Consider the following 14,336-nt stretch of genomic DNA (forward strand, 5'->3'; position numbering starts at 1 on the left):
TGTCACCAGGGAGAGCGGCCCTCGGAGTGCTGCCCGGAAACGCCTGATGTGGAGCGTGATCTGCGTGCTTGACCGGCTTGTCGCGGGAGATCAGAGAGAGAATCGGGCTCCCGTGGACGCATCGCCGGAGTGTCTCGGCAACGAGGGCAAGGACGAATTCGAAGACGTGGACAAGAGCATCAAGAAGGGCCGGACGGCGGCCGAACAAGGCGCCGAGGGCCGGAACGAGACCACCACCGACGAGGTACGAGATGTCTTCGGCTGACCAGGCCACGATCAGGGCCGCGCCCGCCCTTCAACGGGTGGGCGTCGCCCCGCGCCGAGCCGGGGCGGGCTTCGGCGCACTGGGGTTGGCGGCCCTCACTGCCGTCCTGCCGCTGTGGCTCTTCTGGCCGGATCCACAGCCGCGGCGGACGGCGATACTTGTCGCGCTGGGGTGCGCACTGGTTTGTGCCGGCGGCATCGCCGTGTTCCAGCGCGCCGCAGGGGGACGGCGGCCGTACGCCGAGATCTCCGTCGCCGAGTTCTCGGGGGCAACGGACGGACCTGACGCCGCGGAACCGGACGGGCCGCCCCGGGTGCTGCCCTCGCGCCGGGGTGCGCAGGCGCGTTGCCTCGCGTGGTACCTGGGCGTCTGCACGGTGCTGGTGACCCTTTTCGCCCTGGTGACAGGGGCGCCCCAGCGGCCGGAACAGATGCAGCGGATCGCCGACGCCGGGGCGGAGTTCGCGGCCGTACCGATCGCGAAGGTCGGCGACGTCGAGCTGCACGATCCGAGCAAGGGCCACGACTACTACACCTCGACGGCGGTGGTCCGGCTTGCCCCGAAGGCGGGCGGGCGGCCGGTGACGGCAACCGTCCATCCGGTCACGCCCGACCGTCCGCGTACCGGGGGCAAGGTCTCGGTACTTTATGCCCCGACGCGCCCCGGACTGGGCGCCCTAGCAGGCGACGAGCGCAGCCTCGGTGACGAACTGGACGGCGCCACGATGGGGACCGGTCCCGCCTGGATCGTCGGCATCGCCTGGGCCGCCGGCATTGTCCTCTCCGTGGTCTGCCTGGCCCACTGCCATGGGTTCCGTTCCTTTTCCCGGCTGGGCCGCGCCGATATGGCGGTACGCGGGAAATATCTGGGGCCTGATTTCTGGCGGCGGGGTGACAGCGAGCAGCCCTGCTTGAAAATTGTCACCGGGTCAGCCCGCACCGCGCATTTCCTGGCCACTGTCCTGGCGGACCATGTCCCCGCTTCCGTGACGGGGCAGTATCTGTGGCTGTGCTGGGACGCGCGCCAGGGCGCCGACGGCGGGCGGTTCTCCGGGGGTGCCACACCGGCGGCGCTGGTGTCCGACGACGGCTGGGTGATGCACGGGATGCTCAAGGCCGACGATGCGCAGATGATGGCCGCCGAAGGTGTCGCCGTCGAAAAGGCCGCAGAGCGCAACGGCGAGCCGCGCGCTCTGAGGCTGTGGGACCCGCACTCCGTCTGGCTGCTTTACGTGCCACCGGCCGTGCCGCTTCTCGCCGCGGTGCTCATCGGCTGCGCCGCGCTGCTGACCTTCGACCTCACGGGCATCTGGCGCTGGGTGATCGGCATCACCGGCGCCGTCGCCGGGCTGGCTCTCGGCCATCAGGCGATGAACGCGCCCTACCCGTCGGTCGTGCGCGCGGCCCTGTTCTCGAAGGGGACGGATCCAGCCTAGGGCCCAAGGGTGAACGCCTCCCGGAAGGACGTGAGTGGAGGCAGGCAAAGGGGCCCGCCCACGGCATCGCGCCGCGGGCAGGCCCCTTCGCCTGGATTGCCGGACTACCGGACTAGAAGTCGTCGTCGAAGGAGACCGACCCCTCGACGGCGACCTGGTAGGCGGAGGCCCGGCGCTCGAAGAAGTTGGTCAGTTCCTGGACGTTCTGAAGCTCCATGAAGGAGAACGGGTTCTCCGAGCCGTAGACGGGCGCGAAGCCGAGCCGCTGGAGCCGCTGGTCCGCGACGCACTGGAGATACTCGCGCATCGACGCGGTGTTCATGCCCGGCAGGCCCTCACCGCACAGATCGCGGCCGAACTGGAGCTCCGCCTCGACGGCCTCCTTGAGCATGTCGGTGACCTGCTGCTCCAGCTTGTCGTCGAAGAGGTCGGGCTCCTCCTCGCGGACGGTGTCCACCACCGAGAACGCGAACTCCATGTGCATGGACTCGTCGCGGAAGACCCAGTTGGTGCCGGTGGCCAGCCCGTGCAGCAGGCCCCGCGAGCGGAACCAGTACACGTACGCGAAGGCGCCGTAGAAGAACAGCCCCTCGATGCAGGCCGCGAAGCAGATGAGGTTGAGCAGGAAGCGGCGCCGGTCGGCCTTGGACTCCAGCCGGTCGATCTTCTCGACCGAGTCCATCCACTTGAAGCAGAACTGGGCCTTCTCCCGGATGGACGGGATGTTCTCCACGGCCGCGAAGGCGGCGGCGCGGTCGTCCGGGTCGGGGAGGTAGGTGTCCAGCAGCGTCAAGTAGAACTGGACGTGCACGGCCTCCTCGAAGAGTTGACGGCTCAGGTACAGCCGCGCCTCGGGGGAGTTGATGTGCTTGTAGAGCGTCAGCACCAGGTTGTTGGAGACGATCGAGTCACCGGTCGCGAAGAACGCCACCAGCCGGCCGATCATGTGCTGCTCGCCCGGCGAGAGCTTGGCGAGGTCGGCGACGTCGGAGTGGAGGTCGACCTCCTCCACGGTCCAGGTGTTCTTGATCGCGTCGCGGTAGCGGTCGTAGAACTCCGGGTACCGCATGGGGCGCAGCGTCAGCTCGAAGCCCGGGTCCAGGAGGTTCTTGGTGCCGGTGGTGGCGGTGTGGGCCGCGGCGGCGTTCGTTTCCGGTGCGGTGGTCATTACTGGCAGGCCTCGCAGGACTCGGGGTTTTCCAGGGAGCAGGCGACCGCCTCGGGGTCGGTGGCCTGCTGCGGTACGGGCGCGGTCGCGGCGGCGCCACCGCGGGCGGACTGGGCGATCCGGGTCGCCGGCCGCGAACGCAGGTAGTACGTCGTCTTGATGCCGCGCTTCCAGGCGTAGGCGTACATCGAGCTGAGCTTGCCGATGGTCGGGGACGCCATGAACAGGTTCAGCGACTGGCTCTGGTCCAGGTACGGCGTACGGGCCGCGGCCATGTCGATCAGCGCGCGCTGCGGGATCTCCCAGGCGGTGCGGTACAGCGCCCGGATCTCCGCGGGGATCCACTCGACGTCCTGCACCGAGCCGTTGGCCTCGCGCAGCGCGTCCCGGGTCCGCGCGTCCCACAGCCCCAGCGCCTTGAGCTCCTCGATCAGATACGCGTTGACCTGGAGGAACTCACCGGACAGCGTCTCGCGCTTGAAGAGGTTGGAGACCTGCGGCTCGATGCACTCGTACACGCCCGCGATGGAGGCGATGGTGGCGGTCGGCGCGATGGCCAGCAGCAGCGAGTTGCGCATCCCGGTGGCGGCGATACGGGTGCGCAGCGCCGCCCAGCGGTCCGCCCAGCGGGGCTCGGCGTTCGGGTAGTGGTCCGGGTGCAACACGCCGCGGGCGGTGCGGGTCGCGGACCACGCCGGGTGCGGCCCGTGCCGCTCGGCGAGGTCGGCGGACGCCTCGTAGGCGGCGAGCATGATCCGCTCGGAGATACGGGTCGACAGCTCCTGCGCCTCGGGCGAGTCGAAGGGCAGCCGCAACCGGAAGAAGACGTCCTGGAGGCCCATCAGGCCCAGACCCACCGGGCGCCAGCGGGAGTTGGACGTCCCGGCCTGCTCGGTCGGGTAGAAGTTGATGTCCACCACGCGGTCGAGGAAGGTGACGGCCGTGCGGACGGTCGCGTCCAGCCGCTCCCAGTCCATCTCACCGTGGTCACCCAGGTGCGCGGCGAGGTTGACCGACCCCAGGTTGCAGACCGCGGTCTCCCCGTCGTTCGTCACCTCCAGGATCTCCGTGCACAGGTTGGACGAGTGCACGACCTGGCCCGGCTCGGCGGTCTGGTTGGCGGTGCGGTTGGCGGCGTCCTTGAACGTCATCCAGCCGTTGCCGGTCTGCGCCAGGGTGCGCATCATGCGGGAGTACAGCACCCGGGCCGGGATCTGCTTGAGCGCCCGGCCGTCGGCCTCCAGCTTCCGGTAGGCGGCGTCGAACTCGTCGCCCCACAGGTCCACCAGCTCCGGGGCGTCCGACGGCGAGAACAGCGACCAGTCGGCGTCCGCCTCCACCCGGCGCATGAACTCGTCCGGGATCCAGTGCGCGATGTTCAGGTTGTGCGTACGGCGCGCCTCCTCACCGGTGTTGTCGCGCAGCTCCAGGAACTCCTCGATGTCCGCGTGCCAGGTCTCCAGATAGACGCAGGCCGCGCCCTTGCGCCGGCCGCCCTGGTTCACGGCCGCGACCGAGGCGTCCAGGGTGCGCAGGAACGGCACGATGCCGTTGGAGTGCCCGTTGGTGCCGCGGATCAGCGAACCGCGGGCGCGGATGCGGGAGTACGAGAGGCCGATGCCGCCGGCGTGCTTGGAGAGCCGGGCGACCTGGTGGTAGCGGTCGTAGATCGAGTCCAGCTCGTCCAGCGGGGAGTCCAGCAGATAGCAGGACGACATCTGCGGGTGGCGGGTGCCGGAGTTGAACAGGGTGGGGGAGGAGGGCAGGTAGGACAGCGAGCTGGTGAGGCGGTAGAGCTCCGCCACGTCGTCCAGCGCACGCTCGCTGTGGTCCTCGGCGAGGCCGCAGGCCACCCGCAGCAGGAAGTGCTGCGGGGTCTCGATGACCTGACGGGTGGTGGGGTGCCGCAGCAGGTAGCGCGAGTGCAGGGTGCGCAGACCGAAGTACCCGAAGCGGTCGTCGGCGCCGTCGGCCAGCGCCCGGTCGACCAGCGCGTCCAGCCGGGCGGCGTGCGCCCGGACGAACTCCGCGGTCTCGTCGGCGATCAGCCCCTCGCGGTGGCCGACCTCGACGGAGGCGGAGAAGGCGACCGCCCCCTGTCCGGCCGCCTCCTCCGAGATCGCGAGGGTGAGCAGCCGCGCCGCGAGCTTGGAGTACTGCGGCTCGTCACCGATCAGACCGGCCGCGGCATCGGTGGCCAGCGACCGCAGTTCGGCCTCGTCGGAGCCGGCGTGCCGGCCGCGCAGGGCGGCGGCGGCCACCTTGCCGGGGTCGGTCGCGGTCAGGTCCTCGGTCAGCTGGGTCAGGGTGCGCAGCAGGGCGACACCCGGCCCGTCCTCGCCCGGACCGCCGTCGGCGGTACCGGGAGGCGTGGCCACCACGGGCGGCACGGCCTCGGCGTCTGACGCGGGCTCCGTTGGCGCGATGGTCACGCGATGCTCTCCCTCACTCGGCGGGGCCGGGAGGGGCGGGCGCGACGGGCGCACGCGAGCATGCGGCACCCCGTGACGGCAGGGGTGCGCGGGCACACCACGCGGCGTCCACCGGCCCAACCCTCGGGGCCCGGACGTATCGACGACCGCACCCCTTGCGGTGCGGACGTACCGTCGGCAGGTCCTCGGACTACACGGGCACGCGCCCAGGGCCGGTATCCGCCCGGCCGAGCGCGCTCCTACACCGTTGCGGGACAGTTCCGGATTCCCACCGGATTCCCCTGCGGCGACAGCGAGGACGAGCATACATGTGGGGGTGGCCCCTCAAGTGCACCCCCACATCTAGTGTGTCGTGAGTGATCACACAGTGTCTGTCAGTGGCCTCGGCTATCGTCGGAGGCGCGTTCCTGTTCCGTCCCGTGGAAGAAGGAGAAGGCCTCATGACCGCGCTCGCCGACCGTCCGCACATCATGGAGACCGAGCATTTCGAAGAGGCCGCCCGGATACTCGCCCGCCTGGAAGAAGGCGCGCGGTTGGAACTCATCGACGGGAAGGTCAAGAGCAAGGCGACGCCGGACGGGGATCACGGACGCATCATCCAGTGGCTGCTTCGCATCTGCATGCAGCACAGGCCGGAGCTCTTCCTCGATCCGAACCAGGGCCTGAAGGCGGAGACTTACCGAAAGGGCCGCCTCCGTCCGGACGCCTCCCTCGTGCCGTGCGACGCCTTTGTGGGCCAGGGGGAATGGGCAGACCCCGACCCGGTGCTCATGGTCGTCGAAGTCACCTCGCACGACTCGGACACCGACCAGCGCGACCGCGTGGAGAAGCCCCTCGCGTACGCGAAGACCGGTATCCCGCTCTATCTGTTGATCGACCGCCAGGAGTGCCGGATGGTCGTCCACAGCGAACCCGATGACGGCCGCTACGAGACCGTCCACACCGTGCCGTTCGGCAAAACGCTGCACCTCCCCGACCCCGTCGGCATCACGCTCGAAACCGAGCAGCTGAAGGACTGGGTGAACTGACCCGCCCGCACAGCAACGGGCCGCCGCGTCCCCGGGAGGGATGCGACGGCCCGGTGGCGGGCTTGGCTCAGTGCCCGGCCGGTGCCTCCGCCGTGGCGGGGGGCAGTTCGGCGGCGACGCCCGTGTCACCGGCGTCCGCCGTGTAGTCGGCGGGGCTGGTCTCGTCGATGCCCTCGGGGGCCTTGGCGGCCTTGAGGGCGAAGGTCAGGACGACGGTGACCACGACGTTCAGGACGAAGGCGGTCAGACCGATGTAGCCGATCTCACCGATACCGGGGATCTCCTTGCTGGAGCCGCCGAAGTGCTTCTGGGTCGGGCTGGCGACGCCGTAGGCCGCGAGCGTGCCGTAGAGCATGCCGACCGCCCAGCCGGCCAGCAGCGCCCAGCGGTGGAACCAGCGGGTGAAGAGGCCGCCGACCAGGGACGGCATGGTCTGGAGGATCCAGATGCCGCCCAGCAGCTGGAAGTTGATCGCGACGGTCTTGTCCATGGTGAGGACGAAGACCAGCGCGCCGACCTTCACCAGCAGCGAGACCAGCTTGGCGACCTTGTGTTCCTGCTCGGGCGTGGCGTCCGGCTTGAGGAAGTCCTTGTAGACGTTGCGGGTGAAGAGGTTGGCCGCGGCGATCGACATGATGGCCGCGGGCACCAGCGCGCCGATACCGATCGCGGCGAACGCCACGCCGGAGAACCAGCTCGGGAACATGTCCTCGAAGAGCTGCGGGATGGCCAGCTGCGGGTTGCCCTGGATGTCCGTGCCGGCCTTGATCGCCATGAAGCCGAGCAGCGCCAGCAGACCCAGCATGAGGGAGTACAGCGGCAGGATGGTGGTGTTGCGGCGGATCACATTGCGGCTGCGCGAGGACAGCGTCGCGGTGATCGAGTGCGGATACATGAAGAGCGCCAGCGCCGAGCCGAGCGCCAGGGTGGCGTACGCCCACTGGGCGTTGGGGCCGCTGACCAGCTCACCGCGCGGCTTGCCGGGGACGGCACCGGGCTGGGCCAGCGCCTTGCCGGCCGAGTCGAAGATCGAGTCGAAGCCGCCCAGCTTGATCGGGATGTAGATGATCGCCACCACGATGACGAGGTAGATCAGCCCGTCCTTGACGAACGCGATCAGCGCCGGCGCCCGCAGCCCCGAGGAGTAGGTGTACGCGGCCAGCACGGCGAACGCGATCAGCAGCGGCAGGTCCTTGACGAACCAGTTGGTGTTCTCCCCGCCGCCGATGCCCATCACGTCCAGGACGGCCTGGATGCCGACCAGTTGGAGGGCGATGTACGGCATCGTGGCCAGGATGCCGGTGAGCGCCACGGCCAGCGACAGGGCCTTGGAGCCGAAGCGGCCGCGGACGAAGTCGGAGGTGGTGACGTAGCCGTGCTTGTGCGAGACCGACCACAGGCGGGGGAGGAACGTGAAGATGAGGGGGTAGACCAGGATCGTGTACGGCACGGCGAAGAATCCGGCCGCGCCCGCCGCGTAGATCGCCGCCGGGACGGCCACGAACGTGTAGGCGGTGTAGAGGTCCCCGCCCAGCAGGAACCACGTCACCCAGGTGCCGAAACTGCGGCCGCCCAGCCCCCATTCGTCGAGGTTGGCGGACTGCTCGGCCTTGCGCCAGCGGGCGGCCAGGAAGCCCATGACCGTCACGGCCAGGAAGAAGAAGATGAAGACGGCCAGGGCGACGCCGTTGACGCCCTGGGTCTGGGAAGCGGCGAGCGCGCTCGTGGGAGTCACTGGTCCGCACCGCCCTTGCGGGCGCGCTGCTCACGCTGCACGAGCTTGTAGGCGAGCATGGTGAGCGCGGTCGAGATCAGCACCCACAGCATCTGGTACCAGTAGAAGAACGGGATCCCGATGAGGGTCGGCTCGATTTTGGCGTACGAGCTCACCCACAGCATCGCCACGAACGGAGCGATCAGGCAGAGCCCGGCCACCACACGCGTGGGCGTGACGACCTGTCTGCGAACCGGTGATGCGGCTGACTGGGTCATGACCGTGGCTCCGTCCCCTGGCTGTCTCCTGTGCGATCGGCTGGAAATCTATGGCAGGGCAGTGGTACGCGTCACTAGCTGTCCGCATATCGGTATCAAGAATCCACCCGGCCGCGACCTGCGCCGCTGCCCTTCCGGGCGTGGCAGGGCAGCGGGAAGGCCGGGCGGAACGCGCTCCGCCCGGCGCGGGTCGTGGGTCAGTCCGTGGGGCGCCGCAGCCGGGCGACGAACTTGTAGCGGTCGCCGCGGTAGACCGAGCGCACCCACTCCACCGGCTGCCCCTGCGCATCGAGCGAGTGCCGGGAGAGCATCAGCATCGGCAGTCCGACATCCGTGCCCAGCAGACCGGCCTCGCGCGGGGTGGCGAGGGAGGTCTCGATGGTCTCCTCGGCCTCCGCCAGCCGGACGTCGTACACCTCGGCCAGCGCGGTGTAGAGGGAGGTGTACTTGACGAGGTTCCGGCGCAGCGCGGGGAAGCGCTTCGCCGACAGATGGGTGGTCTCGATGGCCATCGGCTCACCGCTGGCCAGCCGCAGCCGTTCGATGCGCAGCACCCGGCCGCCGGTGGCGATGTCCAGCAGTCCGGCGAGCCGGTCGTCCGCCGTGACATAGCCGATGTCCAGCAGCTGGGAGGTCGGCTCCAGGCCCTGGGCCCGCATGTCCTCCGTATAGGAGGTCAGTTGCAGGGCCTGGGAAACCTTGGGCTTGGCGACAAAGGTGCCCTTGCCCTGGATGCGCTCCAGCCGGCCCTCGACGACCAGCTCCTGGAGGGCCTGACGCACCGTCGTGCGCGAGGTGTCGAACTCCGCGGCGAGGGTCCGTTCGGGCGGGACCGGGGTGCCGGGCGGCAGGGTCTCGGTGATTTCCAGCAAGTGCCGCTTGAGCCGGTAGTACTTGGGCACCCGTGCGGTCCGCGTGCCGCCGCTCTCGGTACTGCTGCCCCCGTCCGTGTCCATGACCCGCCTCTCCGACTCCTGTCGTGCTGCCGTCACCGGCGCCTCCGTACGTAGCGGCTCACATCGTGGCACGGGTGGGTTTCCCGCGCTCCCTTACAGGCCCCGGCCCGCCGGATGTCGGTCCGGTAACGGACCTGACAGCGACTCTTATACACCCTTGACACCCCTAAAGGTCTAGGCCAAGCTGCGGGCACTGGTCTAAACCATTAAAGACCACACACCCGGCCTTTGGGGGGAGAGCGCAATGAAGCGTGGACTCATGGCGGCGACGGCGGTCGCGGGAATGCTGGTGGGTGTCACTGCCTGTGGGTCCGGCGGCGGCACGAAGACGGGTGCGGACGGCTTCAAGGGCCAGAAGCTGACCGTCTGGGTGATGAATGGTTCGAATCCGGCGCAGTGGACCGAGCAGGTATCCGCGCAGTTCAAGAAGAAGACCGGCGCCACCGTCGAGTTCAAGGTCCAGCAGTGGAACGGCATTCAGCAGAAGCTGAGCACTGCCCTTTCCGAGGACACCCCGCCGGACGTCGTCGAAATCGGCAACACCCAGACCGCCGCCTATGCCAAGGCCGGTGCCCTGGCCGAAGTCGGCGATCTGAAGAAGGAGATCGGCGCCGACTGGAATGACGCCTTCAACAAGGCGTCGCTCGTGGACGGAAAGCAGTACGCGCTCCCGTGGTTCGCCGGAAACCGGGTGGTGATGTACAACAAGAAGATCTGGGCCGAGGCCGGGCTCAAGGGAACTCCCCGGACCCGCAGCGAGCTCTTCAAGGCCTTTGCCACCATCAAGAAGAAGACCGACGCCGAGCCGCTGTATCTCCCCGGCCAGAACTGGTACTTCTTCGATGGTCTGACCCTCGGCACCGGCGCCGACCTGGTGAAGCGGCAGGGCGGCAAGTGGGTCTCCAATCTCGGCGACCCCAAGGTCGCCAAGGCCATGGACATCTACAAGCAGTACCAGGCCTTCAGCACCGCCCCCAAGAACAAGGACGAGGCGACCCCGCAGCAGGCCGAGGTCTTCGCCAAGGGGCGTACCGGCGCCCTCATCGCCATGGGCTACGAGGCCGCCACCGCCCTCAAGGCCAATCCGAAGATGAAGAAGGACATCGGCTTCTTCACCATCCCCGGCGAGACCGAGGACAAGCCGGAGGGCGTTTTCCTCGGCGGCTCCAACTTCGCCGTCGCCGGAATGGGCAAGAACCAGGAACTCGCCAAGGAATTCCTGAAGGTCGCCCTCTCGAAGCAGAACGACCGGCAGATGGTGAAGGAATCCGGCTGGGCCCCGAAGTCCCCTGACCTGGCCGATGCCGCACAGGAGAATCCGGCCGTGGCGGCCGCCGCGCCCGCGGCGGAGAAGTCCGGGGGCACCACACCGCTGATTCCCCAGTGGGCCGCGGTGGAGAACATTCCCAACCCGATCAAGAGCTATATGACGGCCGTTCTGGGCGGTAAGTCCCCGGCCGATGCCGCCAAGGACATCGAGCCCGAGATCAACGCACGGCTCGCCAAGCAGTAACGGACGCCCGGGGGCGCGCCCACCAGGGCGGCGGGTGCCGGCCGGCCGCCCCCGGCCGGCACCCGGGCGCCGCGAACGCACCGAGTTCTGACGGGATACGCGGGATACGAGGGGGAGCAGGGCCCATGGCAGTGCAGCTCGACGGCGCGGTGGACCGGACCGCGCCGCGGACCGGCAAGGGCGGCGCACCGCCCACCCGGCGCGGCGGAGGCAGCCGGCGGCCCGCGCGCGGCGCCCCCTACCTCCTGCTGCTGCCGGCCCTGCTCGCGACCGCGGTCTTCCTGGGCTGGCCGATGGTCCGCAACCTGCTGCTCTCCTTCCAGAACCTCAATATGAAGGAGCTGATCCAGCACCTCACCGACTGGCGCGGAATCGGCAACTACCAGGAGATCCTGGGCAGCGAGCAGTTCTGGCGGGTCACCCTCCGCACCCTCGTCTTCACCGCGGTCAATGTCGTCCTGATCATGGCCCTCGGGGTGCTGATCGGCCTGCTGCTGGCGCGGCTCGGCACCACGATGCGCCTCGTGCTCTCCGGCGCGCTGGTGCTGGCCTGGGCGATGCCGGTGATCGCCGCCACCACCGTCTTCCAGTGGCTCTTCGACTCCCGCTACGGCGTCGTCAACTGGCTGCTCGACAAGCTCGGCCAACACGGCATGGCCCACTACGACTGGGTCGGCAGCCAGCTGTCGACGTTCTTCGTCATCACCGTACTGATCGTCTGGCAGTCGCTGCCCTTCGTGGCCCTCAACCTCTACGCGGCCACCACGACGATCCCCAGGGAGCTGTACGAAGCGGCCCGGATGGACGGCGCCGGCACCTGGAAGGTCTTCACCTCCGTCACCTTCCCCTTCCTCAAGCCGTTCTTCCTCGCGACGACGTTTCTGGAGGTCATCTGGGTCTTCAAGGCGTTCCCGCAGATCTTCGCCATCAACGAGGGCGGCCCCGACCGGCTCACCGAGACACTGCCGATCTACGCCTTCACCGAGGGCGTCGGCAACCTCCACTTCGGCATGGGCGCCGCGATCTCCCTGCTGACGATCGTGGTGCTGCTGGCCGTGACCGCGCACTACCTGCGGCTGACGGTCACCCAGGAACAGCAGGAGGAGAACGAGCAGTGAAGCACTCTCTCGCCGGCCGGGTCTGGCCGAACGCCACGGCGGCCGTGCTCGCCCTCGGCTTCCTCTTCCCGGTCTACTGGATGTTCAACACGGCCTTCAAGCCGACCCGGGACATCATCACCGAGGACCCCGTGTGGTTCCCCCTCCACGGCACCCTCGAACACTTCGCGACGGCCGTGCACGCCCCGGACTTCTGGATCCTGGCGGGCAATTCGGTCCTGGTGACCGTCCTGGCCGTCGGCCTGTCGCTGGTGATCGCCCTCTGCGGGGCGTTCGCCCTGACCCGGATGCGCTTCCGGGGCCGCAAGGGCATCCTGTTGACGTTCATGGTCGCCCAGATGGCTCCCTGGGAGGTCATGGTGATCTCCATCTACCTGATCGTCCGGGACGCCGACCTGCTCAACAACCTGCTGCCGCTCACCTGCTTCTACCTGCTGATGGTGCTGCCCTTCACCCTGCTGACGCTCCGGGGCTATGTCGCCGCGGTGCCCAAGGAGCTGGAGGAGTCCGCGATGGTGGACGGCTGCTCGCGCCGCCAGGCGTTCCTCAAGGTGGTCTTCCCGCTGCTGGCGCCCGGCCTGATGGCCACCTCGCTCTTCGGATTCATCACCGCCTGGAACGAATTCCCGCTGGTGCTGGTTCTCAACAAGGAACCGGCCATGGGCACCCTGCCGTTGTGGCTCTCGCAGTTCCAGACCCAGTTCGGGGACGACTGGGGTGCCACCATGGCCGCCGCCTCGATCTTCGCCGTCCCGATCCTGGTCCTCTTCCTGTTCCTGCAACGCAAGGCGGTCGGCGGTCTCACCTCCGGCGCAGTGAAGGGATAACGCAGCTCATGACGCCTCTCGTACGCTCCGTACGCTCCGCCGACACCCTCACCCGCGATGCCCTCGCCGTCCTCCAGCCCGGCTTCACCGGCACCACCGCGCCCGACTGGCTGCTGCGGCGGCTCGGCGAGGGGCTGGTCTCGGTCGGCCTCTTCGGCCGCAATGTCGCCGACCCGGCCCAACTCGCCGCCCTCACCGGCCGGCTGCGCGCCGAACGAGAGGAACTGATCGTCGCCATCGACGAGGAGGGCGGCGATGTCACCCGCCTCGAAGTGCGCGGCGGCTCCTCCTTCCCCGGCAACCATGCGCTCGGCGCCGTCGACGACACCGAGCTGACCCGCGCGGTCGCCCGCGAACTCGGCCGCCGGCTGGCCGACTGCGGTATCAACCTCAACTGGGCCCCTTCCGCCGACGTCAACTCCAACCCCGCCAACCCGGTCATCGGCGTCCGCTCCTTCGGCGCCGATCCGCAGCTGGTCGCCCGGCACACCGCCGCCTACGTCGAGGGCCTCCAGTCCGCCGGCGTCGCCGCGTGCACCAAGCACTTCCCCGGCCACGGCGACACCGCCGTCGACTCGCACCACGATCTGCCGCGTATCGCCGCCGGTCTGCCCACCCTCCAGGAACGCGAACTGGTGCCGTTCCGCGCCGCCGTCGCCGCCGGCACCCGGGCCGTGATGAGCGCCCACATCCTGCTGCCCGCGCTGGACGCCGAGCACCCGGCCACCCTCAGCCCGGCCGCGCTGCACGGTCTGCTGCGGGCTCCCGAAGCCGAGGGCGGTCTCGGCTTCGACGGGCTGATCGTCACCGACGGGATGGAGATGCAGGCCATCTCCGCCACCTACGGCATCGAGCGCGGCAGCGTGCTCGCCCTGGCGGCCGGTGCCGACGCCATCTGTGTGGGCGGCGGGCTGGCGGACGAGGGCATCGTGCTGCGGCTGCGGGACGCCCTGGTGCGGGCGGTGCGCGAGGGCGAACTGCCGGAACAGCGGCTCGCCGAGGCCGCGGCACGGGTGCGCGCCCTGGCCGGCCGGGCCCGGCGCACGGGCACGGGGGAGGGGGCCGCGCCCGCCCCCGGTATCGGCCTCACCGCTGCCCGGCGCGCCCTGCGCGTCACCGCCACCGGCCCGTACCGGCCCCTGGCCGAGCCCGTCCACGTCGCCGCCTTCACCCCCCTCGCCAACATCGCCGTGGGTGACGAGACCCCCTGGGGCGTCGCCGTCGAACTGGCCAGCCTGCTCCCCGGCACCCAGACCGCCACCTGCACCGCCGAAGCCGCCGCCGCGGCCGGTACCGCCGCCTTGGTCGACGGCCTGCTCACGGCGGCCGCCGGCCGCCGCCTCGTCGCCGTGGTCCGCGATGTGCACCGCCACCCCTGGATGGCCGACGCGCTCGACGCCCTCCTCGCCGCCCGCCCCGACACCGCCGTCGTCGAAATGGGCGTCCCCCAGGCCCCACCCCAAGGCGCCCTCCACCTCGCCACCCACGGCGCGGCCCGAGTCTGCGCCCAGGCCGCGGCCGAGGCCCTCACGGGCCGGAGGCCGTCGCCCGACGACTGATCAGGCGCACCGGCTCCCGTCCGGGCGGACCGAGGGCGCCGCG

12 protein-coding genes and 1 riboswitch are annotated in these 14,336 nt (G+C 69.6%); of the genes, 7 read left to right on the forward strand and 5 right to left on the reverse strand.

What is annotated here, in order from left to right; genetic code table 11:
* The first annotated feature begins 112 nt into the window (after positions 1 to 112).
* Both CP981_RS37890 and CP981_RS25990 read left to right on the forward strand, forming a co-directional pair.
* Positions 113 to 265: a hypothetical protein gene (locus CP981_RS37890; protein ID WP_158092614.1), complete on the forward strand. Its 153-nt coding sequence runs from the start codon at positions 113 to 115 to the stop codon at positions 263 to 265.
* The gene (locus tag CP981_RS25990) at positions 252 to 1,700 is read left to right on the forward strand and encodes a hypothetical protein (RefSeq protein WP_143658817.1); all 1,449 of its coding nucleotides are present in this window, start codon (positions 252 to 254) and stop codon (positions 1,698 to 1,700) included. The genes CP981_RS37890 and CP981_RS25990 overlap by 14 nt, the downstream gene beginning before the upstream one ends.
* A gap of 112 nt (positions 1,701 to 1,812) precedes the next feature.
* Here the strand turns inward: CP981_RS25990 and CP981_RS25995 are convergent, their stop codons facing one another.
* A complete protein-coding gene (locus tag CP981_RS25995) occupies positions 1,813 to 2,868 on the reverse strand; it encodes a ribonucleotide-diphosphate reductase subunit beta (protein WP_085922826.1) in 1,056 nt (351 codons plus the stop codon).
* The gene (locus CP981_RS26000) at positions 2,868 to 5,300 is read right to left on the reverse strand and encodes a ribonucleoside-diphosphate reductase subunit alpha (protein ID WP_085922827.1); all 2,433 of its coding nucleotides are present in this window, start codon (positions 5,298 to 5,300) and stop codon (positions 2,868 to 2,870) included. The genes CP981_RS25995 and CP981_RS26000 overlap by 1 nt, the downstream gene beginning before the upstream one ends.
* A 159-nt stretch (positions 5,301 to 5,459) precedes the next feature.
* Positions 5,460 to 5,612: riboswitch (cobalamin riboswitch) on the reverse strand.
* Positions 5,613 to 5,740: 128 nt separating this feature from the next.
* On the opposite strand from CP981_RS26000, the gene CP981_RS26005 reads away from it, so the two are divergent.
* Positions 5,741 to 6,328, forward strand: coding sequence for a Uma2 family endonuclease (locus CP981_RS26005; RefSeq protein ID WP_085922828.1), 588 nt, complete (start codon positions 5,741 to 5,743; stop codon positions 6,326 to 6,328).
* Positions 6,329 to 6,395: 67 nt separating this feature from the next.
* Here CP981_RS26005 and mctP read toward each other — a convergent pair whose 3' ends face one another.
* The 3 genes from mctP to CP981_RS26020 form a co-directional block, all read right to left on the reverse strand.
* On the reverse strand, positions 6,396 to 8,063 hold the full coding sequence (gene mctP / locus CP981_RS26010) for a monocarboxylate uptake permease MctP (RefSeq protein ID WP_208852980.1): 1,668 nt from the start codon (positions 8,061 to 8,063) through the stop codon (positions 6,396 to 6,398).
* Positions 8,060 to 8,320: a DUF3311 domain-containing protein gene (locus CP981_RS26015; RefSeq protein ID WP_085922829.1), complete on the reverse strand. Its 261-nt coding sequence runs from the start codon at positions 8,318 to 8,320 to the stop codon at positions 8,060 to 8,062. The genes mctP and CP981_RS26015 overlap by 4 nt, the downstream gene beginning before the upstream one ends.
* Positions 8,321 to 8,517: 197 nt before the next feature.
* The gene (locus CP981_RS26020; protein ID WP_085922830.1) at positions 8,518 to 9,276 is read right to left on the reverse strand and encodes a GntR family transcriptional regulator; all 759 of its coding nucleotides are present in this window, start codon (positions 9,274 to 9,276) and stop codon (positions 8,518 to 8,520) included.
* Positions 9,277 to 9,520: 244 nt separating this feature from the next.
* Here CP981_RS26020 and CP981_RS26025 point away from each other — a divergent pair, with 244 nt between their 5' ends.
* From CP981_RS26025 to CP981_RS26040, 4 genes are all read left to right on the forward strand, one after another.
* Positions 9,521 to 10,789, forward strand: coding sequence for an extracellular solute-binding protein (locus tag CP981_RS26025; protein WP_085922831.1), 1,269 nt, complete (start codon positions 9,521 to 9,523; stop codon positions 10,787 to 10,789).
* A gap of 125 nt (positions 10,790 to 10,914) precedes the next feature.
* Entirely contained in the window at positions 10,915 to 11,907 is a 993-nt protein-coding gene (locus tag CP981_RS26030) for a carbohydrate ABC transporter permease (protein WP_085922832.1), read from the forward strand.
* Positions 11,904 to 12,734, forward strand: coding sequence for a carbohydrate ABC transporter permease (locus tag CP981_RS26035; protein ID WP_085922833.1), 831 nt, complete (start codon positions 11,904 to 11,906; stop codon positions 12,732 to 12,734). Before CP981_RS26030 ends, CP981_RS26035 begins: the two co-directional genes overlap by 4 nt.
* A gap of 8 nt (positions 12,735 to 12,742) precedes the next feature.
* The gene (locus CP981_RS26040; protein WP_085922834.1) at positions 12,743 to 14,293 is read left to right on the forward strand and encodes a glycoside hydrolase family 3 protein; all 1,551 of its coding nucleotides are present in this window, start codon (positions 12,743 to 12,745) and stop codon (positions 14,291 to 14,293) included.
* The last annotated feature ends 43 nt before the right edge of the window (positions 14,294 to 14,336 follow it).

Source organism: Streptomyces platensis (assembly GCF_008704855.1).
In the GTDB taxonomy this organism is placed as follows: Bacteria; Actinomycetota; Actinomycetes; order Streptomycetales; family Streptomycetaceae; genus Streptomyces; species Streptomyces platensis.

What these genes read in the sequence shown, in the direction of transcription:
- CP981_RS25995 (WP_085922826.1), bottom strand. Translation starts at nt 2,868, where the DNA reads ATGACCACCGCACCGGAAACGAACGCCGCCGCGGCCCACACCGCCACC.
- CP981_RS26030 (WP_085922832.1), top strand. Translation starts at nt 10,915, where the DNA reads ATGGCAGTGCAGCTCGACGGCGCGGTGGACCGGACCGCGCCGCGGACC.
- CP981_RS26015 (WP_085922829.1), bottom strand. Translation starts at nt 8,320, where the DNA reads ATGACCCAGTCAGCCGCATCACCGGTTCGCAGACAGGTCGTCACGCCC.
- CP981_RS25990 (WP_143658817.1), top strand. Translation starts at nt 252, where the DNA reads ATGTCTTCGGCTGACCAGGCCACGATCAGGGCCGCGCCCGCCCTTCAA.
- CP981_RS26005 (WP_085922828.1), top strand. Translation starts at nt 5,741, where the DNA reads ATGACCGCGCTCGCCGACCGTCCGCACATCATGGAGACCGAGCATTTC.
- CP981_RS26020 (WP_085922830.1), bottom strand. Translation starts at nt 9,276, where the DNA reads ATGGACACGGACGGGGGCAGCAGTACCGAGAGCGGCGGCACGCGGACC.
- CP981_RS26040 (WP_085922834.1), top strand. Translation starts at nt 12,743, where the DNA reads ATGACGCCTCTCGTACGCTCCGTACGCTCCGCCGACACCCTCACCCGC.
- CP981_RS26025 (WP_085922831.1), top strand. Translation starts at nt 9,521, where the DNA reads ATGAAGCGTGGACTCATGGCGGCGACGGCGGTCGCGGGAATGCTGGTG.